This window comes from Mobilicoccus massiliensis, from assembly GCF_000826525.2.
GTDB lineage: Bacteria > Actinomycetota > Actinomycetes > Actinomycetales > Dermatophilaceae > Mobilicoccus > Mobilicoccus massiliensis.
In genome coordinates, this window is the sequence record NZ_LN651331.1 from 1 (window position 1) to 20,725 (window position 20,725).

The 20,725-nt window shown below is 71.2% G+C and carries 20 protein-coding genes; 15 read left to right on the forward strand and 5 right to left on the reverse strand.

Annotated features, from left to right (window positions below):
• The 10 genes from BN1197_RS17420 to BN1197_RS13005 all read left to right on the forward strand — a co-directional run.
• Positions 1 to 854: hypothetical protein (locus BN1197_RS17420; protein WP_176489762.1), on the forward strand; the 854-nt coding region annotated here is incomplete at its 5' end.
• Positions 842 to 1,738, forward strand: coding sequence for a tetratricopeptide repeat protein (locus BN1197_RS12965; RefSeq protein ID WP_141397292.1), 897 nt, complete (start codon positions 842 to 844; stop codon positions 1,736 to 1,738). The genes BN1197_RS17420 and BN1197_RS12965, both read left to right, overlap by 13 nt.
• The gene (locus BN1197_RS12970) at positions 1,735 to 2,781 is read left to right on the forward strand and encodes an HAD-IIA family hydrolase (protein ID WP_040160419.1); all 1,047 of its coding nucleotides are present in this window, start codon (positions 1,735 to 1,737) and stop codon (positions 2,779 to 2,781) included. The genes BN1197_RS12965 and BN1197_RS12970 overlap by 4 nt, the downstream gene beginning before the upstream one ends.
• Positions 2,778 to 3,026 (forward strand): hypothetical protein, encoded by a 249-nt coding sequence (locus tag BN1197_RS12975; RefSeq protein WP_040160422.1) that lies wholly within the window; start codon positions 2,778 to 2,780, stop codon positions 3,024 to 3,026. Before BN1197_RS12970 ends, BN1197_RS12975 begins: the two co-directional genes overlap by 4 nt.
• Positions 3,023 to 3,826 carry a TlyA family RNA methyltransferase gene (locus tag BN1197_RS12980; protein ID WP_040160423.1) on the forward strand — a complete coding sequence of 268 codons (804 nt, stop codon included), beginning with the start codon at positions 3,023 to 3,025 and terminating at the stop codon, positions 3,824 to 3,826. Before BN1197_RS12975 ends, BN1197_RS12980 begins: the two co-directional genes overlap by 4 nt.
• Positions 3,823 to 4,719, forward strand: a complete 897-nt coding sequence (locus BN1197_RS12985) for an NAD kinase (RefSeq protein ID WP_040160425.1) — start codon at positions 3,823 to 3,825, stop codon at positions 4,717 to 4,719. Before BN1197_RS12980 ends, BN1197_RS12985 begins: the two co-directional genes overlap by 4 nt.
• Before the next feature lie 67 nt (positions 4,720 to 4,786).
• Complete coding sequence (locus BN1197_RS12990) at positions 4,787 to 5,353, forward strand: pyridoxine/pyridoxamine 5'-phosphate oxidase (protein ID WP_040160428.1); 567 nt, start codon at positions 4,787 to 4,789, stop codon at positions 5,351 to 5,353.
• Between the two features lie 105 nt (positions 5,354 to 5,458).
• Positions 5,459 to 7,198, forward strand: coding sequence for a DNA repair protein RecN (gene recN, locus BN1197_RS12995; RefSeq protein ID WP_040160431.1), 1,740 nt, complete (start codon positions 5,459 to 5,461; stop codon positions 7,196 to 7,198).
• A 70-nt stretch (positions 7,199 to 7,268) separates the two neighbouring features.
• Complete coding sequence (locus BN1197_RS13000) at positions 7,269 to 7,934, forward strand: NUDIX domain-containing protein (protein ID WP_040160433.1); 666 nt, start codon at positions 7,269 to 7,271, stop codon at positions 7,932 to 7,934.
• 146 nt (positions 7,935 to 8,080) lie between these two features.
• The gene (locus BN1197_RS13005) at positions 8,081 to 8,647 is read left to right on the forward strand and encodes a Uma2 family endonuclease (RefSeq protein ID WP_052466719.1); all 567 of its coding nucleotides are present in this window, start codon (positions 8,081 to 8,083) and stop codon (positions 8,645 to 8,647) included.
• Positions 8,648 to 8,663: 16 nt separating this feature from the next.
• Here BN1197_RS13005 and BN1197_RS13010 read toward each other — a convergent pair whose 3' ends face one another.
• A complete protein-coding gene (locus BN1197_RS13010) occupies positions 8,664 to 10,820 on the reverse strand; it encodes an aminotransferase class I/II-fold pyridoxal phosphate-dependent enzyme (protein WP_082043883.1) in 2,157 nt (718 codons plus the stop codon).
• A 133-nt stretch (positions 10,821 to 10,953) separates the two neighbouring features.
• Between BN1197_RS13010 and BN1197_RS13015 the strand changes: the two genes are divergently transcribed.
• The 5 genes from BN1197_RS13015 (at position 10,954) to BN1197_RS13035 (ending at position 17,522) form a co-directional block, all read left to right on the forward strand.
• Positions 10,954 to 12,618: an SLC13 family permease gene (locus BN1197_RS13015; protein WP_040160435.1), complete on the forward strand. Its 1,665-nt coding sequence runs from the start codon at positions 10,954 to 10,956 to the stop codon at positions 12,616 to 12,618.
• Between the two features lie 43 nt (positions 12,619 to 12,661).
• Positions 12,662 to 13,384 carry a VOC family protein gene (locus tag BN1197_RS13020; RefSeq protein ID WP_040160437.1) on the forward strand — a complete coding sequence of 241 codons (723 nt, stop codon included), beginning with the start codon at positions 12,662 to 12,664 and terminating at the stop codon, positions 13,382 to 13,384.
• Positions 13,385 to 13,475: 91 nt separating this feature from the next.
• Positions 13,476 to 14,744 (forward strand): DUF418 domain-containing protein, encoded by a 1,269-nt coding sequence (locus tag BN1197_RS13025; protein WP_245851936.1) that lies wholly within the window; start codon positions 13,476 to 13,478, stop codon positions 14,742 to 14,744.
• A gap of 134 nt (positions 14,745 to 14,878) precedes the next feature.
• Entirely contained in the window at positions 14,879 to 16,723 is a 1,845-nt protein-coding gene (gene aspS, locus BN1197_RS13030; RefSeq protein WP_040160440.1) for an aspartate--tRNA ligase, read from the forward strand.
• A 127-nt stretch (positions 16,724 to 16,850) separates the two neighbouring features.
• On the forward strand, positions 16,851 to 17,522 hold the full coding sequence (locus BN1197_RS13035; protein ID WP_052466723.1) for an HAD family hydrolase: 672 nt from the start codon (positions 16,851 to 16,853) through the stop codon (positions 17,520 to 17,522).
• Positions 17,523 to 17,539: 17 nt separating this feature from the next.
• Here BN1197_RS13035 and BN1197_RS17865 read toward each other — a convergent pair whose 3' ends face one another.
• From BN1197_RS17865 to BN1197_RS13055, 4 genes are all read right to left on the reverse strand, one after another.
• Positions 17,540 to 18,178, reverse strand: a complete 639-nt coding sequence (locus tag BN1197_RS17865; protein ID WP_040160443.1) for a YdhK family protein — start codon at positions 18,176 to 18,178, stop codon at positions 17,540 to 17,542.
• Between the two features lie 85 nt (positions 18,179 to 18,263).
• A complete protein-coding gene (gene lepB, locus BN1197_RS13045; RefSeq protein ID WP_040160445.1) occupies positions 18,264 to 19,040 on the reverse strand; it encodes a signal peptidase I in 777 nt (258 codons plus the stop codon).
• 69 nt (positions 19,041 to 19,109) lie between these two features.
• Positions 19,110 to 19,877, reverse strand: a complete 768-nt coding sequence (locus BN1197_RS13050; protein ID WP_040160446.1) for a B3/B4 domain-containing protein — start codon at positions 19,875 to 19,877, stop codon at positions 19,110 to 19,112.
• A 94-nt stretch (positions 19,878 to 19,971) separates the two neighbouring features.
• Positions 19,972 to 20,715: a GNAT family N-acetyltransferase gene (locus BN1197_RS13055; protein WP_052466725.1), complete on the reverse strand. Its 744-nt coding sequence runs from the start codon at positions 20,713 to 20,715 to the stop codon at positions 19,972 to 19,974.
• Between the last annotated feature and the right edge of the window lie 10 nt (positions 20,716 to 20,725).

Below are 20,725 nucleotides of genomic sequence, written 5' to 3' on the forward strand. Positions count from 1 at the left end.
GGGCGGCTACGGCGCCCGAGGAACGGACCGTCCTCGCTACCGGCGCGACGACGACCGCGGCGGGTACTCGCGCCAGGAGGACCGCGGCCCGCGTCCGGACCGTCGCGGCGACGAGCGCCGGGGCGACCGTCGCGACGAGCGTGGGGGGTACGGTCGCGGGGGATACGACCGCAGCGACGGTCGCGGGGGATACGACCGCAGCGACGGTCGCGGAGGATACGACCGCAGCGACGGTCGCGGAGGATACGACCGCAGCGACGATCGCAGGGGATACGACCGCAGGGACGACCGTCGTTCCTCTGGCAGGCGCCATGACCGAGACGGCGGCCAGGGACGGCGTGAAGGCGGAGCCGGGTACGGTCGCCGGGACGAGCGTGGCTCGTTCGAACGCCGCGAGGACCGTGGTGGGTACCGGGAGCGCGGCCCGCGGCGCGAGAGCGAACGCCGGGACGGCGGCCGGGAATTCGGACGACGTGAAGACCGCGGAGGGTTCGGCCGCGAGCGACGTATCGAGCAGGCAGGCCCGGGTCGCCCTGAACGTGGCGGGTACCGCGGCGATCGCCGTGATGAGCGTGGAGGAGCCGGCCGTCGTGAGGAGCGACCGTCCTACGACCGCCGAGGCGGCGGTCGCGATGGCGGGCGTCCTCGCTTCGACCGCGAGCGCGGAGACCGGCACGAACACCCCGGCCGCCCTGGGCGGGAGGATCGCTACGAGGACCAGCGAGAGGCGAGGGGGCCCGGTCCCCGGCGCATCGACCGGCGCGATGAGGCACCCCGTATCGAGCTCGAGATTCCCGAGGACGTCACCGGTCTCGAGATCGACCGCGCCGTCAAGACCGAGTTGCGCACCCTGAGCAAGGACAACGCCAAGGGCGTCGGCGCGCACCTGATCATGGTGGCTCGTCTCATCGACGAGGACATCGATCTCGCGCGCGCCCACGCCGACGCCGCCGTACGACGCGCCGGCAGGGTCCCGTCGGTGCGTGAGGCCCGCGGGATGGTCGCCTACCAGGAGGGCGACTGGAGTGTCGCCCTCGCCGAGTTCCGCACCGCGCGGCGCCTCTCGGGCTCCCACCACCTGCTGCCCTACCTCATCGACTGCGAGCGGGCGCTCGGACGCCCGGAGAAGGCGCTCGAGCTGGCGCGGTCGGCGGAGGTCGACACACTGGGACCGGCGGAGCGGATCGAGGTGGCGATCGTGACCTCGGGAATCCGTCGTGATCTCGGTCAGCCGGAGGCCGCACTCACCGAGCTCGAAGGACGCCACCTCGTGCCCGGGCGTACCGAATCGTGGGCTCCGCGTCTCTACTACGCGTACGCCGACGCCCTTCTCGACCTCGGTCGTACCGACGAGGCCCGACGATGGTTCCAGGCCGCTGCCGACGTGGACACCGAGCTGCAGACCGACGCCTGGGAGCGGCTCGACGAGCTCGACGGCACGGTCGTCGTCGACCTCATGGACGACGCCGACGAGGACGACGATCCGGTGAACGACGTCGACGGCCCCGCCGGAGCCACCGGACGCTCCGCCGAGTTCGGCGGCGTGGACGGCGGTACCGACGTGGATGACGGTGTCGTCTCCCCGGATGTCCCGGTCGTCGATCGCCGCGCGGTGGGAGCGGGGGAGAGCGAGGACCTCGCCGCTGACGACTCGCAGGACCGGCCGAGCGGTGAGCCCGACGTCGCTGCCCGTGACGACGACGGATCCGCGACGGCCGACGGAGACGACGACCGATGAGCTCCGCGCTCGTCTCGAGCTACGAAGCACTCGTGTGCGATCTCGATGGGGTCGTCTACCGGGGGAGCGAGGCGGTGCCGCACGCCGTGGACTCCCTGAACGCAGCGAGACACGAGGGCACGGGCATCGCCTACGCGACGAACAACGCCTCGCGCCCGCCGGGGGTCGTCTACGAGCACCTCGCCGAGCTCGGCATCGACCTCGCAGTCGAGGACGTGATGACGAGCGCCGTGGCCGGCGCCGAACGGCTCGCCGACCTGCTGCCACAGGGCAGCACGGTGCTCGCGGTCGGCGGCGAAGGGGTCGCCCACGCGCTGGAGTCCGTGGGCCTGAGGGCGGTTCGCACCGCCGATCTCACGGCCGAGCCCGCATCCGACGGGATGCCCGTCGCGGTTCTCCAGGGCTTCGGGCGCGACGTGGCGTGGACCGACCTCGAGGAGGCGGGCTACCGCATCCGCGGCGGTGCTCGCTGGGTCGCGACGAACACCGACCTCACCGTGCCGGTGGGTGACCGTGGCAACGGTCCGGGCAACGGCACGCTCGTCGCGGCCGTCCGCCAGGCCGTGGACGTCGATCCCGAGGTCGTCGGCAAGCCCTTTCCGGCGCTCTACCTGCGCTGCGCCGAACGTCTCGGGGTCGGGCCGGAGCAGACCCTCGCCATCGGGGATCGTCTCGACACCGACATCGCCGGAGCCGCGCGAGCGGGGATGGACAGCCTCTTCGTGCTCACCGGTGTCACCGGGGCCCGCGGGCTCGTCGAGGCGCAGGGTGAGCAGAGGCCGACCTTTCTCGGACGCGACCTGCGAGCGTTGCACGAACCGTACCTTCGCGCGGTGGTCGAGACCGACGACCTCGGCGCCGAGGCCACGTGCGGCCCGGCCCGGGTGCGCATCACCGACCAGGCGATCGAACTCGGCGACGGCGGCTCGGCCTCCGAACGACTGCGGGCGTTCGTGGCCGCGGCCACTCACCGTGTCGACGAGGGACACACGCTGCCGGCGTGGCCCGACGTCGACACCTGGATCCTCGAGGGGGACTCGTGACCACACCCGACGGGGGCTCGACCCGGCCCGTGACACCGCACTCGGCACCACAACCGACACCACACCCAGCGCCACAACCGACGCCACGGCCCGCTCCCCCCGGCGCCGCCGAGGGCCGAGAGCTCGCCGAGGCGCTGCGCCACCTCGAGGAGGTCGACCCGCAGGATCTCGACGAGGTCATCTCGGCCGCTGAGCAAGCGCACCAGCAACTGCGCAACCGGCTCGGCCACGCGGGCGGCGCATGAGCACCCGGCTCGACGTCCACCTCGTCGAGACCGGCTCGGCCCGGTCGCGCGGGCAGGCCCGCGACCTCGTGGCGAGCGGGCTCGTGTCGATCGACGGGCGGGTCGCGACGCGCCCGTCGGCGCCGGTGACCGAAGGTGCTCGGGTCGTCGTCGGTCACGACGATGCGCGCCGTTGGGTCGGTCGGGCAGCGCTCAAGCTCGTCGCGGCCCTCGATCACTTTCCGGAGTTCGCCGACACGATCGACGGCGCTCGGTGCCTCGACGTCGGCGCGTCGACCGGCGGGTTCACCCAGGTTCTGCTCGAACGGGGCGCCGCGCACGTGATCGCGCTCGACGTCGGGCACGACCAACTCGCACCGGTCGTCCGAGACGATCCACGGGTCGAGGAACGCTCCGGGGTCAACGTGCGCGACGTGACCACGGCCGACCTCGACCCGGTGGACGTCCTCGTCGGCGACCTCAGCTTCATCTCGCTCGCACTCGTCGCGCCCACCCTGCGGCCCTTGCTGCGCGCCGAGGGTCAGGCCGTCCTGCTCATCAAGCCGCAGTTCGAGGTCGGGCGCAGCCGGCTCGGCAAATCCGGGGTCGTGCGTTCGGCCGCGGAACGACGTTCCGCCGTGGTGAGGACGACCGAGGCGCTGCGGGAGGCAGGGTTCACGCCCTCCGGACTCGCCCCCAGCCCCACACCGGGCACGACCGGCAACCGCGAGTATCTTCTCTGGGTGGGCGGCCCCACGGTTCTCGACGCCCACGACATCGCCCGGATCGCCGACGAGATCATCGACCAGGAGGCATCGTGACCCGCCGGATCCTGCTGTACGCCCGGCCCGGCCGCGCCGACCTGCAGCAGATCGTCGGTGTGGTCGCCGGACGACTCCTCGAGGTCGGGATCCAGCCGGTGCTCATGCCGCCCGGCCCGGTCTCGGGGCCCATGCTCGACGACCAGGTCGAGATCGCCGATCCCGCGGCCCCGGCCCGCGGGTGCGAACTCGTGTGCGTCCTCGGCGGCGACGGCACGATCCTGCGCGGCGCCGAGGCCGCCCGTGCCACCGACACCCCCCTGCTCGGGGTGAACTTCGGACACGTCGGGTTTCTCGCCGAGGCCGAGCAGAAGGACCTCTCGGCGACCGTCGAACGCATCGCCGCGGGCGACTACCACGTCGAGGAGCGGATGACCCTCGACGTCGCCGTCTACTCGGGCAAGAGGCAGATCGCGTCGAGCTGGGCGCTCAACGAGGTGACCGTCGAAAAGGCCGAACGTGAGCGCATGCTCGAACTCACGCTCGAGGTCGACGGCCGCCCCATCTCCACGTGGGGATGCGACGGGATCATCGTCTCGACGCCGAGCGGCTCGACCGCGTACGCGTTCTCGGCGGGCGGGCCCATCGTGTGGCCGGGGGTGGAGGCCATGCTCATCGTGCCGATCTCGGCCCACGCGCTGTTCGCGCGTCCGCTCGTCGTCGGGCCGGGATCGAAGGTCGCCGTCGAGCTCGTCCCCGCCAACATGGGTCGTGGAGTCATGTGGTGCGACGGCGCCCGCCCCCTCGACCTGCCCGACGGGGCACGCATCGAGGTCTCCCACGGGTCGCGCCCGGTGCGGCTCGCGCGGCTCAGTTCCTCCCCGTTCGCCGATCGGCTCGTCGAGAAGTTCCACCTCCCCGTCGCCGGCTGGCGCGGGGAGAAGCGCGGCTGACCGTCTGCGCGCACCCCTGGCGAGCGCCGAGGGGTGGGACAAGCGTCCGCGTGACAGCCTGGAGCGCATGAGTGACACATCGCGTGAGTTCCGGGTCATCCCGACACTGACCGGCACACCGCCCTCCGAGCTCGATGTCGACGACCTCCCGGCCACGCCAAAAGAACTCTGGAGCACCTGGCTCGAGGAGGCGCTCGACGCGCAGGTGCCCGAGCCGATTGCCGCGACCCTCGCGACGGTCGACGCCGACGGGACGCCCGACGCACGCACGCTCGTCCTCAAGGGGGTCGACGAGCGGGGCTGGGCGTTCGCGAGCACCGCGTCCTCCCGCAAGGGGGTCCAACTCGCCGATCGGCCGGCGGCCGCGCTCGAGTTGTACTGGCAGCCCATCGCCCGGGCCGTGCGCGCGCGGGGGCCGGTGGAGCTCGCGTCGCCGGAGGAGTGGGAGGCCGACCTCGCGGCCCGCAGCCCCGAGGCTCGCGCGACCGTGCCGCCCGGCCAGTGGCGTCTGTGGCGGCTGCGCCCCGAGCGGGTGGAGTTCTGGCAGGGCTCGACCGACCGCCGACACCTGCGCATCGTCTACACCCGGGATGCAGAGGGTTGGCACGTCGAGGCCTCACGCGCGGCGGGCTGAGGCCGGGGGTGCGCGCACGCGGCCGGTGAACCGCGGGTGGAGCCGGGCGGCGTGGCGCACCCTTGCCCTCGACCGGCTGTCGGTGGTGATCCGTAGGCTGCGGTCATGCTCACTCGACTGCGTCTTCGGCGGCTCGGGGTCATCGACGACGCCGTGCTCGACCTCGCGCCCGGCCTCAACGTGCTCACGGGTGAGACCGGCGCGGGCAAGACGATGGTGGTCTCGGGGCTGGGGTTGTTGCTCGGCACGCGCGCCGACCCCGCGCTCGTGCGATCGGGGGCCAAGGACGCCGTCGTCGAGGGGGTCGTCGACTTGTCGGCGGGGCACCCCGCGCTCGTGCGGGCCGCCGACGCCGGGGCCGAGGACGACGACGGCGAACTCGTCCTCGTGCGCACCGTCGCGGCGGCGGGTCGCTCGCGGGCGCACGTGGGCGGGCGCACCGCCCCCGTCGGGGTCCTCGGCGAGCTCGGCGAGATGCTCGTGGTCGTCCACGGCCAGGCCGACCAGTGGCGGCTGCGCAGCCCCGAGGAGCACCGGGTCATGCTCGACGACTCCGACCCGGCCATCGCGCCGCTGAAGCGGGCGTATCGCGAGGCCTACGAGGCGTACACCAGCGCGAGGGACGAGCTGGCGCGGCTCCGCGAGCTCGACGAACGCCGCACGAGCGAGGCCGACGCGTTGCGTGCCGGGCTCGCCGACCTCGAACGTCTCGACCCGCAGCCGGGGGAGGACGTGGCGCTCGCGGCGGAGTCGGAGCGGTTGTCCCACGTCGACGGGCTGCGCACGGCGGCCGGCACCGCTCAGGGGGCCCTGGTCGGTGACGACGCCTCCGGAGAGATGACGGTCTCGGTGAGCGATCTCCTCGCTCAGGCGCGCTCGGCGCTGTCGGGGGCCGGGGCGCACGACGACGAACTGGCCGGATACGACGGTCGCCTCGCCGAGGTCGCGACGCTGGTCTCCGAATGCGCGAGCGATCTGAGCGCCTACCTCGCCGGCCTCGACGCCGACCCCGCGCGTCTCGAACAGGTCGAGGATCGCCGCGCCGAACTCACGCGCCTCACGAGGGCGTACGGAGACACGGTCGACGCGGCCCTCGCCTGGGGGCAGCGAGCGGCGGCGCGCCTGGACGAACTCGAGAGTGCGCACGAACGCGCCGCCGGGCTCGTGGAGGAGGTGGAGCGGCTGCTCACGGCGTTGCGAAGCGCGGCCGCCCGGCTCACCGAGGCACGCACGGCTGCCGCCGGTCGACTCGCCACGGCCGTCACCGCCGAACTCGCGCACCTCGCCATGGGCAAGGCGATCATCGAGGTCGTGGTCGAGCCCCGGGCCTCCGGTCCGATTCCCGGCGACGACGGGCACCCGCCACTCGGCACGACAGGCGCCGACGACGTCGACATCCGCATGGCCTCCGGGCCCGGCCTACCCCTGCGCACCGTGGCCAAGGCCGCCTCCGGGGGTGAACTCTCGCGGGTCATGCTCGCCCTCGAGGTCGTCATCGCGGGGGCCGGTGGATCCGCGGTGCCGACGTTCGTGTTCGACGAGGTCGACGCGGGGATCGGCGGGCGCGCCGCCATCGCCGTCGGCGCGCGGCTCGCGGCGCTGGCCCGGCACGCGCAGGTCGTCGTCGTCACTCACCTCGCCCAGGTCGCCGCGCACGCCGACAACCACCTCGTCGTCCGCAAGACCGACGACGGCCACGTGACCGAGAGCGACGTGGTCGCGGTCACCGGCGACGAGCGAGAACGCGAGATCGCCCGCATGATGGCGGGAGTCGACGACACCGAGGCCGCCCTCGATCACGCGCGCGAGCTGCTGCGCACCGCGGCCCGCAGCGAGGCCACATGACGGTGGCGGTGCCCTCTTCCCGAGCACGCCTACGCCACCATGGACGCACATTCGACGCGAAGGAGACTGCATGAGCACGGACGCGCCCCTCATCCGCGGGGTCGACCTCACCGACGACCACGAGCCTCGCCCGGTGACCGACAGCCGCATCGTCTACGAGGGCATGATCTGGGACGTGCGCCGCGACACCGTCGACCTCGGGGGCCGCACGGTCGACCGGGACTACATCGAGCACCCGGGCGCGGTGGTCATCGTGGCCCTGCGCGACGATCCCGTCGGCAAGGTGGAGGTCATGCTCATCAAGCAGTACCGGCACCCGATCGGCACGACGGAATGGGAGCTGCCTGCCGGGTTGCTCGACAAGGAGGGCGAGTCGCCGCTCGAGGCCGCGCAGCGCGAACTCGCCGAGGAGGTCGACCTACGAGCCGAGCAGTGGCACGCGCTTGTCGACTTCCGCCCCTCACCCGGAGCGACGAGCGAGGCGATCCGCGTCTTCGTCGCCCAGGACCTCTCCGACGTGCCGGAGGCCGACCTGCATCACCGCGAGGACGAGGAGGCCGACATGACTCGCGCCTGGGTCGACCTCGACGAGGCGTTCGCGGCCGTGCTCGCCGGGCGCATCGCCAACGCGGGCGCCGTGGTCGGCATCATGGCCGCTCACGGCGCGAAACAGGCCGACTGGGTGACACTGCGCGACGCCGACGCTCCGTGGCCGGGGCACCCGAGGTTTCGATGATCCCCGAGGTTTCGATGATCCCCGTGTCGTGGCCTGTGGACGGCGCGCGGTGTGTGGGAACGATCCGGTCTTAGCCTGTCTCGGGGCTGTCCCTTCGCCCCGTGTCCTTGCGACACTGGCGACAAGCCGTGGGAGGAGGCAGCCCGATGACCGTGCAACACACCGACCTCGACGACGACCTCGGTGACGGCGTCGATCCCGAACACATGACGCTGGCGCAGTGGGAGATGTTCGACTCCGAGCTCAAGCATGAGCTGGTCGAGGGCGTGCTGATCGTGAGTCCGCCGGAGACCTATCTCAACCGCAGAGCAGCCATGCGCCTCGCCCTCCGGCTCGAGGGGATCGACGGGGTCGAATGCACGACCGACACGGGCGTGACGCTCGATGCCCACGCCCCGACTGTGCGCTGTCCAGATCTCGTGGTTGCGCGCGCTGGGGTCGGAGATGTGACGGCCCTGTCTGCGATCGACATCCTTCTCGTCGCCGAGGTCGTGGCCCCCTCCTCACGGGAGACCGACTGGGTCACCAAGCGTGGTGCGTACGCGCGGGCGGGGATCGGCAACTACCTCGTCGTCGACCGGCGACGTCGACGCCTCGTCCTGTTCTCCGAACCGGTCGACGGGCGTTACACGCAGCAGTCGATCGGGGAGCCGGTGGCCCTCGTCTTCGGTGAGCACACCGTGGAGCTCACCCTCGCCGACCTCACGGACTGACGGCGCCGCTCGCTGCTCACTCGCGCACGAGGGCGCCGATGCGTTCGACGACGTCGCGCAGGATGGGCAGCGGGGTCGCGAAGTTGAGCCGCACGTAGCCTTCCCCACCGTCTCCGAGAGCAGTGCCGGGCGTGAGATGGATGCCGGTCTTCTCGCGGATGACCGATCCCGGGTCCTCGCCGAGTTCGGGCAGGTGGAGCAGGGTGAGGAAGGTGCCCTCGGGCTCGACGTAACCGGCCCGCGGCAGGTGCTCGGCGGTGAGCTCGGTGAGCGCCCTACGGTTGCGGTCGAGGTAGGCGAGCACCTCGTCGAGCCACGGTTCACCGTGGTCGTACGCGGCGATACCGGCGGCGTAGCCGGGGCGCGAGGCCCCCTCCTCCACGGGCCAGCAGCGCGCCGACCAACGCTCGAGATGCTCGGGATTGGTGAGGATCGCCTGGGCGCACTTCAGCCCCGGGAGGTTGAATCCCTTCGACGCCGAGGTCGCGGTGATCGAGTGCGCGGCGGTGCGGGCATCGAGGGTCGCGTAGGGGGTGTGGCGGAACTCCCGGTACACGATCGGCGCGTGGATCTCGTCGGAGAACACGAGTCCGCGCTTGGCCTCGACGACGTCGGCGACGGCCAGCATCTCCTCGGCCGTGAGCACCTGGCCGAGCGGGTTGATCGGGTTGCAGAGGACGAGGAGCTCCCCGCCGGCGTCGAACGCGGCCTCGAGCGCGTCGAGGTCGAAGCGCCAGCGGTCGTTGCCGGTGCCCGCGCCGCTCTCGCGGATCATCGGGACCTGGATCACCTCGCGGTCGTGGATGCCCGGCAGGGTGAGGAACGGCATGTAGGCCGGGGTCGGCAGCACGACCTTGCCGCCGGGGGAGACGAAGTGGTCGAGCATCGCGCCCAGCACCGAGAGCACGTCGGGAGCGGGGCGCACCCAGGCGGGGTCGACGTCCCACCCGTACCGACGTCGCGCGAACTGCGCGTAGGCGCGGGCGAGTTCGCTCTTGTCCTCGAACGTCGTGTAACCGAACTGCCCGGCGTCGACGAAGCGCCGGAGGGCCTGCGTGACGGGCTCGGCGATGCCGAAGTCCATCTCGGCGATCCAGGCTCCGATCGTCTCGGGGTAGCGGCTCCACTTCGAGCCGCCGCCCGCGCGCAACTGTTCGACGGTGATGGCGTCCCAGCGGTCGGTGAAGGAGGTGGCGTCCATGCGCTCATCCTCGCGCACCGAGCTCGTCAGTCGGCGGCCGGTCTCGACTCCGTGGGGCCGGATGCGGGCACCGGGGGCCGTTGCACCGCGGCGGCGTCGCCCGGCCAGCACGAGACCGGCGGCGATGATCGCGCCGCCCACGAGGTGGTAGGGCTGTAGTGCCTCGCCGAGGACGAGGAACGCGAGAACCGCCCCGAAGATCGGCATGAGGTGCATGAACTGCCCCGCGCGGGCCGAGCCGAGAAGCGCGACGCCCCGGTTCCAGCAGAAGTACGACACGATCGACGGCACGAGACCGACGTAGAGCATGGCACCGACGGCACCCGGGGTGACCGGCATCCGGCGACCGGTGGCGAACTCCCAGGCGGCGAACGGCGCGAGCAGCGTGACGCCGATGCCGAAGGTCACGAGGAGCATCGTCAGGGGGTGGACGCCGGGCACGAGCCGCAGCAAGGCGGTGTAGAGCGCGTAACAGACGACCGCGGCGAGAATCCACCAGGCGCCGGCGCCCACGCTGATCCGTGCAGAGGTCACGTGACCCGCCGAGACGATGACCCAGACGCCGAGCAGCGAGACGGCCAGGCCGAGAAGCTGCGCGCGGGTCGGATGCTCGCGGAACAGCACGGCGACGAAGCCGAGGACCAGCAGTGGCCCGACCGACTGCAGGAGCAGCCCGGTCACGGCCGGGACCGTGCCCAGACCGATGTAGACGAAGGTGTTGAAGATCGTGATGCCGGTGATCGCGAGCGCGGTGAAGAGCCACAGACGGCGTCGGACGACGGGCAGGTCACGGCGCAGGTGACGCCATCCGAACGGCAACAGGACGGCGACCGCGATGAGCCAGCGGGCGAAGCCGAGGGCGACCGGCGGGACGCTCTGACCGACGAGGCGACCGACGACGAAGTTGCCCGACCAGCCGAGGACGGCGACGCACAGCAGCAGTTGCGGCGTGTGCCACCAGCGTGCCAGCACGATCTACTCCCTTCACCGGCCCGGACCGGGTGAGGATATCGGTCGCGTCCGACTCGCCCGGGCCGCAGGACCGGGGCTGTCGGCGCCCTCGGTTACGGTGCCAGCAGGCGAACGACGAGGCGAGGAGACACCGATGTCCCACCAGCACATGCCCGGCGACCACCTGCACGGCCTCGAGGCCGACCCGCGCCGGGGTGAGGAGATCGAATTCCGTTCGCCCGGCGAGCGGGCCGAGCCCGAGCCGGCAGGCACCCAGCGATTGCGCATCGCCGGCCTCGTCGGCGGCCTGGCGGCGGCTCTGCTCGTCTACTTCGTCATGCCGGGCGACGTGCCCGCCCACGCGCGCCTCACCGCCGCGACCGCCGTGCTCATGGGCATCTGGTGGATGACCGAGGCCATCCCCATCCCCGGTACGGCGCTGATCCCGCTCATCGTCTTCCCGATCTTCGCCAAGCAGGCCGCACCCATCGACAAGGTGGGCGCCTCCTACGGCAACAACATCATCTTCCTGTTCATGGGCGGGTTCCTCCTCGCGCTCGCGATGCAACGGTGGAACCTGCATCGCCGCATCGCGCTCGTCACGGTGCGCCTCATGGGCACCTCGTCCGCGATGATCGTCGCCGGCTTCATGGTCGCGACGGGCTTCATCTCGATGTGGGTGTCCAACACGGCGACCGCGGTGATGATGCTGCCGATCGGCGTCTCGGTGCTCGTGCTCGTCGCGAAGATGGGCAAGGGGGGTGAGGATGCCGAGGCCCTGGACGAGGACGCCTCGGCCGCCCTGGCCACGACCGGCGCCGCGGACGCCCCCTCCGCCGACGTCGCCGAGGAGGTCGTACGCACGAACTTCGGCACCGCACTCATGCTCGGCATCGCCTACTCCGCGTCCCTCGGCTCGCTCGGCACTCTCATCGGCACCCCGCCCAACACCCTGCTCGCGGGGTTCATGAGCCAGACCTACGGCGTGCGCATCGACTTCTTCCGGTGGATGCTCGTCGGCGTTCCCATCGCCGTCGTCTTCCTCGTCGTGTGCTGGGTGCTGCTCACCAAGGTCCTCTTCCGGCCCGAGGTGAAGCAGATCCCCGGTGGCCGCGAGCTGTTCGACGACGAACTCGCCAAGCTCGGCCCGATGTCGCACGGTGAGCGCCGGGTTCTCGTGATGTTCGCGCTCGCGGCGCTGTCATGGATCGCGATCCCTTTGGTCTCGGAGTTCGTCCTCGGTCTGAAGAAGCCGTTCGTCTCCGACGCGGGCATCGCGATGATCGTCGGGGTCCTGCTGTTCCTGCTCCCCGCCGGTCACGCGCGCGGGGTGCGCCTGCTCGACTGGGACAGCGCCGTCAAGCTGCCCTGGGGTGTGCTGCTGCTCTTCGGTGGCGGCCTCGCTCTGTCCGAACAGTTCTCCGCCTCCGGGCTGACCACGTGGATCGGCGGCCAGGTGGGTGCTCTCGGCGCTCTGCCGGTCGTCGCTCTCATCGCCATCGTCGCCACCGGCGTGCTGTTCCTCACCGAGCTCACGAGCAACACGGCCACGGCCGCGACGTTCCTGCCCGTCGCGGGCGGTGTCGCGACCGGTCTGGGCATCGACCCGATGCTCCTCGCCGTTCCCGTCGCGCTCAGCGCCACCTGCGCCTTCATGCTGCCGGTCGCCACGCCGCCGAACGCCATCGCCTACGGCTCGGGGTACGTCACCATCGGCCAGATGGTCAAGGGTGGGCTGTGGCTCAACCTCATCGGCATCGTGCTCGTCACCCTGACCACCACCACGCTGCTCGTCTGGGCGTTCGGGCTCACGCTGTAGGGGCCCCTGAACCGTCTGCACACACGAGCGGGATGATGGATGCATGCAGTTGGAGAACATCGTCATCGACGCCGTCGAGCCCAAGGCCCTCGGGGCCTTCTGGCGGGATGCGCTCGGCGCCGAGACGCTGAGCTGGGAGGACGAGCTCGTGGAGGTGCGCCTCTCGATCCCGAGCGGTCCCGTCCTCGACATCTGTCTGCCACGCATCCCCGAGATCGACAACTCCTCGCCGCGTGCCCACCTCGACCTCGCGGGGGGCGCGGAGCGTGACGCGGTGGTCGAGCGTCTGCTGGCTCTCGGCGCGACCCGCCTCGACATCGGGCAAGGCACGGTGCCGTGGGTCGTGCTCGCCGACCCGGAGTCCAACCCGTTCTGCGTCATGGAGTTTCGCCCCGAGTACGCCGACTCCGGGCCGATCGCCGGAGTGCCGATCGACTCCGCCGATCCCGAGCGCGACGCACAGTTCTGGTCGGCGCTCGTGGGGTGGGAGCCGTGCGCCGGGATCGTGCCCTCCCTGCGGCACCCGAGCGGTCGCGGGCCCCTCCTCGAGTTCTGCCCCGAGCTCGGCCCCAAGACGGGCAAGAACCACCTCCATCTCGACGTGCGCACGCCTGCCGAGATGACGATGGGAGACGCCGTCGCCCGCGCCCTCGCTCTCGGCGCGTGGGAGGTCGATCACGAGTGGGATGTGCCGTGGACGATCCTCGCCGACCCCTCGGGCAACGAGTTCTGCATCCTGCCGCCGGAGGCGTCCGAGGGGGCCTGAGCAGCCGTTTTCGGAGGACCTGTCTCGAGGACGGCCACGCCCGGATACCGTGGGAGGCTCAGCACGACGCCGTCTTCGGGGGAAAGTCCGCGTGTCCACGACATCCACTCAGGTCGCCAGGACGATGCCCGCCAGGTCGCTCGCCCCGGATATCGCCCGAGGGATGATGCTCCTGCTCATCGCCCTCGCCAACGTCTCCTGGTACTTGTGGGGCCGCCCCGGCGACGGCGCGCTGGCCCACCCCCCGGCGACGAGCCCCCTCGATGCCGTCTTGCAGTTCGTGATGATGGTCGTCGTGGACGCCAGGGCGCTTCCCATGTTCGCGTTCCTGTTCGGCTACGGCATGGTGCAGTTCGCCCGGTCCCGCCTCGCCCGGGGGATCGACGAGAAGATGGTGCGGCGGTTCCTGATGCGACGCCACCTGGCCATGATCCTCATCGGAGCGCTCCACGCGGCACTGCTGTTCATGGGTGACATCGTCGGCGCCTACGGCCTGGCTGGGCTCGTGCTGGTCTGGGTGTTCTTCGAACGCAAAGACGTGACGCTCGCCGTGTGGATCGGTGTCTTCCTCGTGCTGATCGGCGCGTTGGCGGCGCTGTCGATCTTCGGTGGGCTCGTCACCAACATGTCCTCGCCCGAGGTTCTGGAGGAGATGGCCAGGGCGAACCAGGGGGCCGACGTGTCGTCGATGCGCGACGCCGCGGCCGGAGACGTCGCCTATCCGGCATCCATCACGGCGCGGCTGGGCACCTGGGTGTTCATCGGCCTGCAGGGGTTGCTGCTCGTCGTGCCCGTCTGCGTCCTCAGTGGATGGCTGGCGGCGCGACACCGGTTGCTCGACGAGCCGTGGAACCACATCCCCCGGCTGCGTCTTCTGGCCATCGGTGGGCTCGCGATCGGGTGGCTCGGTGGTCTGCCCGGCGCGATGCATCACGCCGGCCTCCTGCCCCTGCATCCGGCGCTGTTCTGGACCTTCCTCATGTTCACCTTCTTCACGGGCCTGGCCGCCGGAGTCGGGTACGCGTCACTGTTCGGTCTGCTCGCGGTGCGACTGGAGAGGGGCCCCGGGGCGGCGGCTGTCGAGGGAGGGGAACGCTCCCTGCCCACGTTCTGGAGACTGACGGCGAGCGTCGGTCGGCGATCGCTGACCTTCTACCTGTGGCAGTCCGTGATCCTGGCCCCGTTGTTGTCGGGGTGGGGGCTGGGGCTCGGCGCCCACCTGGGCACCGCCGGCGCGTTGGCGATCGCGGCTCTGGTGTGGGTCTCGTCGTTGCCGATCGCGCACTGGCTGGACTCGCGTGGGTCGCGCGGGCCCGCCGAAGTGGTCCTGCGCCGCCTGTCCTACGGATCGGCAGGCTGACGAGTCACCGTCCTGTCCGAAAGCCGTTGGAGGCCACCGAGGGGTGTCCGTACCATGGGCTGCGGGCCCGCGACCTGCGGCTCACACCCGTCGGCCTCCCGCACCGTCTATGCGGGGGCGAGAAAGGAATACTTGTGCTCCGCACCCACACCGCCGGCACCCTGCGTGCCGAGGACACCGGCACGACCGTCACGCTCACCGGATGGGTGGGGCGCAGGCGTGATCACGGCGGAGTGGCGTTCATCGATCTGCGCGACGCCTCGGGCACCGTCCAGGTGGTCGCCCGCGACGAGGTCCTCACCGGAGCTGCGCACGACCTGCGCAACGAGTACTGCGTCAAGGTCGCCGGCGAGGTCGCCCCGCGCGACCCCAAGGACGTCAACCCGAACATCCCCACCGGCGAGATCGACGTCGTCGCCGCCGAGATCGAGGTCCTGTCCGAGGCCGCGCCGCTGCCGTTCCAGATCGACGAGCGGACGACCGTGGGCGAGGAGGCGCGTCTCAAGCACCGCTACCTCGACCTGCGGCGTCCCGGCGACCGCAACGCCGGACACGCGATCCGCCTGCGGTCGAAGGTCAGTTCGGCCGCCCGCCGCGTGCTCGAGGAGCGCGACTTCGTCGAGATCGAGACCCCGACCCTCACGCGATCCACGCCCGAGGGCGCCCGTGACTTCCTCGTGCCGGCGCGCCTCTCACCCGGGTCGTGGTACGCACTCCCGCAGAGCCCGCAGCTGTTCAAGCAGCTCCTCATGGTCGCGGGCATGGAGCGCTACTACCAGATCGCACGCTGCTACCGCGACGAGGACTTTCGCGCCGACCGTCAGCCCGAGTTCACCCAGCTCGACATCGAGATGAGCTTCGTCGACCAGGACGACGTCATCGAGCTCGGCGAGGCGATCGTCCGCGAGATCTGGCAGCTCATCGGCGTCGACCTGACCACCCCGTTCCCTCGGATGACGTACGCCGAGGCGATGCGCCGGTTCGGCACCGACAAGCCCGACATGCGGTTCGGCAACGAGCTCGTCGAGTGCACCGACCTGTTCGCCGACACGCAGTTCCGCGTGTTCCAGGCGCCCTACGTCGGCGCGGTCGTCATGCCCGGCGGCGGCAGCCAGCCTCGACGCCAGTTCGACGCGTGGCAGGAGTGGGCCAAGCAGCGGGGGGCCAAGGGACTCGCCTACATCACCGTGGGTGAGGACGGCACGCTCGGTGGCCCGGTGGCCAAGAACCTCTCGGAATCCGAACTCGCCGCGCTGCCCGAGCGCACGGGCGCGAAGCCGGGGGACTGCATCTTCTTCGCGGCCGGCGCGGCCAAGCCCTCCCGTGCGCTGCTCGGCGCGGCCCGGCTCGAGATCGGCCGACGCTGCGAGCTCATCGACGAGAACGCGTGGAGCTTCCTCTGGGTCGTCGACGCTCCGCTGTTCGAGCCGACCGGTGACGCGACGGCCGCGGGTGACGTGGCGGTCGGGTCCGGCGCCTGGACGGCGGTGCACCACGCGTTCACCTCACCCAAGCCGGAGTTCCTCGACACGTTCGACACCGACCCCGGTGAGGCGCTCGCCTACGCCTACGACATGGTGTGCAACGGCAACGAGATCGGCGGCGGATCGATCCGTATCCACCGCCGCGACGTGCAGGAACGCGTGTTCGCCGTCATGGGGCTGAGCGAGGAGGAGGCGCAGGAGAAGTTCGGGTTCCTCCTCGACGCCTTCAAGTTCGGAGCCCCGCCGCACGGTGGCATCGCGTTCGGGTGGGACCGCATCGTCATGCTGCTCGGCGGCTACGACTCGATCCGCGACGTCATCGCCTTCCCCAAGTCCGGCGGCGGGTACGACCCGCTCACCGACGCTCCCGCGCCGATCACGATCCAGCAGCGCCGGGAGGCCGGGGTCGACGCCAAGCCGAAGAAGAAGGACGACGAGGCCAAGGCCGGCGCCGGCACCCAGGACACCTCCGCCGTCGCTCCCAAGGAGAGCTGATCCCCCCGGCCCGCTCGGACAGGCGTCTTCACGCATGCGCGCATGGTCGACGTGAACGAAAGCGCCTGTCTGAGCGGTGCGCGGGGCGTACCGCCCAGTTGCCAGCGCGAGCACACCGAGGAGCCCGATGACCAGCAACGATCTGACCGCCTCCCGGGCTGCCGGGGCCGTCCACACCGTGCTCCTCGACGCGGATGGGGTGCTGCAGTGGCCGGCCGACGGCTGGCTGGAGAAGTGGCGGCCCTACGCCGGTGACGACCTCGAGGGGTTTGTCCGGCAGATGTTCCTCGCCGAGCAACCGGCCCTCACCGGCGCCGTGACGATCCAGGACTGCGTCGAACGCGTTCTGCGCGACCGCGGCCATTCCGGTGAGGAACTGTCGCGCGCGGTCGAAGAGGTGCTCTCGGCGTGGGCCATGATCGAGATCTTCGAAGACGCGTTCGCACTCGTCGATCGCGTGCGCGCGGCCGGGACCCGCTGTTGCCTCGCCTCCAACCAGCAGCGGTTCCGGCGCGACATCATGGTTGATCTCGGCTACGCGCAGCGCTTCGACCGCACGTTCTTCTCGTGCGATCTCGGAATCGCCAAGCCCGATCCGGGGTACTTCGAGGCCGTCCTCGCAGACCTCGGGTGCGGTCCCGACGGGGTGATCTTCGTCGACGACCGCGAGGACAACGTCGAGGCGGCCCGATCGGTTGGGCTGACCGCCTTCGTCCACGACACCCACGCCTCGGCGGACGATCGTGGTCTCGACGATCTGGCGCGGATCCTGCGTGAGGCGGGAGTGCCCGGCGTCTGAGATCAGACGGCGGACACTCAGGACGCCGGTGACATCTCGTCCTCGACGACCCACTTGTGGTTCTTCATCATCATGCCGTCGGCGTCGACGTCGACCATGTACACGGGCTGGGTCGTGACCTCGACGATGGTCGCCTCCGCACCCTTCATGCCCGGCATGTGCTCGGCCGACATCGTCGCCCGATCGCCCTTCTTCAGCGGGGTGTCGCCGACACCGACGAGCTCCTCGTGGACGACCCACTTGTGGTCCTCGACCGGCGCGCCGCCGTTCGTCGGGGTGTAGTCCACGGCATAGGTCGTCGTGTCGAACGCACCGACGACGGTCGCCTCGGCACCCTTCATGCCGGGCATGTGGTCGGCGCTGAGGACGACCTTGCTGCCCACGGGGAACTTCGGCGATGCCGCGGGCTTGATCCCGGCCGGCGCGGGGCCGCCGTCCTGCTCGTGCCCCTCGTGCCCGCCTCCGGCCGATGCCGAGCTGGTGGGCGCGGAACTCGTCGGCGAGGCCGCCGGAGAGGAGGCTGCGGACGACGAGGCAGACGCCGAGCTCGTCGGGCTCTGCGCCGAGTCGTCGGTCGGGGGAGAGGAGCACCCGGCCACCGCGAGGACGCCGGCGGCGGCGAGAATCGTCGAACGGACGAGAGTGCGGCTGAACATGATTCGCTCCTTACGCGCTGAGGTCGTCATGTCCCGAACATACCCCCAGGGGGTAAGCGTGTCGCGTTGAGGGAAGCAGTAGCGGTCAGCCCGCCGCCGGCGGCGGCACGGACTCGAACGTCTCGGGCACACCCAGCCAGTCCAGGTGCGAGACCGGCCACATGACGGCGACGGCCCGGCCCACGACGTCGTCGATCGGCACCGACCCCGCGGATCCGTTCTCGCCCGGGTGGTCGTGCTCGCGGGAGTCGGCCGAGTCGTTGCGGTGGTCGCCCATGACCCAGACGTGACCCTCGGGAACGCGGATGTCGAACGCCGTATCGCTCGGCGCCGCGCCGGGGTAGAGGTAGGGCTCGGTGAGAGGAACGCCGTTCACCGTGACCGGCGACCCGTCCCCCTGGCAGGCCACCCGGTCGCCGGGGAGTCCGATGACGCGCTTGATGAGGTGATTACCGGCATCCTCGGGCAGGATGCCGACCCACGACAGACCCTGCTCGACGGCCGCCGGCAGCCCGGTGGCGGGTGCCTCGGCGGGCGGCTGGGCACCGAGCCAGCCGCCGGGATCGGTGAAGACGACGATCTCGCCGCGCTCGAGATCGGCGAACCGCGGAGTGAACAGGCTGACGACGACGCGGTCGTGGATGCGCAGGGTGTTCTCCATCGACCCCGAGGGAATCCAGAAGCTCTGCACCACCCAGGTCTTGAGGACCAGCGAGAGCACGAGCGCCAACGCGACGACGATGACGACCTCGCGGAGAAACACCCACAGTCCGTGCAGCGCGCCGGTTCGCTGCGGCGGAGTCGCCGAGGCACCCGTGGAATCCGACTCGTCGGTCTCGGGGTGCTCCACGCTGGATCCCATCGACGTCCTTGCTCTTCGTCCGCGGCTCGTCGCGATGCGAACCCCTGCCCTCGCAGTATGCGCCCTCGGTCACCGTGGACCGTCATCGTCCTCGGCAGGTGTCGCCGCGACGATGCGCGATTCGATCGAGGCGTTCGGCCCCACACGGCGCAGGGCGTCGACGAGCGCGTCGCGCACCTGCTCGGCGCGGGCCGGCGCGTCGCCCGGTTCGACGTCGAGGACGTCGCAGATGAAGATCGCGTCGGCGGTGTCGTCGGTGAGCCGGGTGCGGTGGCCCTGCCGCCAGTTCCAGCGACGACACGTCACGCCCGCGTCGTCCCGCCAGACGACCTCGCCGGCGTCGGGGTGCTCGACGGCCTGTTCTCCGGAGGCGAGCGTGCCGAACTCCTCCTCGCCTGTGGCCCTCACGAGACGTAGGGGGCCGTCGTAGGCGCGCAGGTTCTCCCCGCCCAACGGGACCTGGCATCGCACGGAGACCGCGTTGTAGGCGTCGGCGAGGCGGTTGGTGCGCGGAAGGCCGTCCGCCACCCGGCGCAGCAGCGCTTCTGCGCTGTTGCGCGTGCGTTGTGGCTTGGCGCCGAACGCGCGGAAGGCCTCCCTCCACGCCGCGACATGACCGAGTTCCTCGACCCGGCCGTCCCCGATCTCCGCCCGTGCCGACTGCTCGGCTTCGGACAGCAGCGCGTCGCTGACCTCGTCCGACGGGCCCGGTTCCAGACCGATAGCCGTGACGAGCACGCAGCGGTAGTCCGGCCGCAGCTCGGCGACCTCGGGGGAGATGGACGCGGCGGCGAGCCAGGCGGCCGGGTCGACGAGGGCATCGGGGGTGGAGGTCATGGCGTCAGCGTACGGAGGCGAGGTGGGCGGCGGACCGGACAGGCCGGTCGGATCCGCGGCCCGCTCGCGGTGGGAGACCGGGGTGAGGTCACGGTCACGCGAGCCTCCTGCTGGCCCAGCTCTTGTCGGTCGTGTAGCCCAGGCGTGTGTACAGGGCACGGGCGGCGTCGTTGTCGGAGTACATGCCCAGGGTGCACACGCCCTCGGCTCGCACGATGTCGTCGGTGAGGGCGGCGCTGATGGCGGTTCCCAGCCCGCGGCGGCGGTGATCGGAGGCCACGAGGATTCCGCCGAGATGGGCGGTGCCGGCAGGAAGCCGTTGGACCGCTCCACAGGCCACGAGCGTTCCGTCGGCGTCGCGTACCCCGAGCCAACGATCGTTGTAGCCCTGGCCGGGCACGCCCTCGAACCGGGGATTCTCGGCGCCGAGGGCGGCGATCTCGGCGGCGTCGCGGGTGTCGTCGAGTGCGACGAGCGGGACGTGCGAACCCGGCGCGCGCGGGGTCGGACGGTCGGTCCACATCCAGTCCCAGTCTCCGCCGCCGGCGACCGCGAAACGGGCGGTGACCTCGTCGCGGGCCGGATACGGGACGGAGACCCCGGCCAGTTCGAACCGGCCCACCACGTCCTCGTCGATCAGCGCGTCGAGGAGCCCGGCGACGTCGGGTCCCCACACGAACAGGCTCGGCGGGCGAAAGCTCGACGCCCGGATCACCGCGACCGTCCCGTCCGCCTGCCCCCAGCCGCGCAACTCCTCGCTCGGGTCCAGGCGGGCGAAGGCGTCGCCGGGGCCGGTGAGCGCCCGGAGTTCGGCGCGAGAGCGCAGGTCGATGAGCATGGACTCAGCA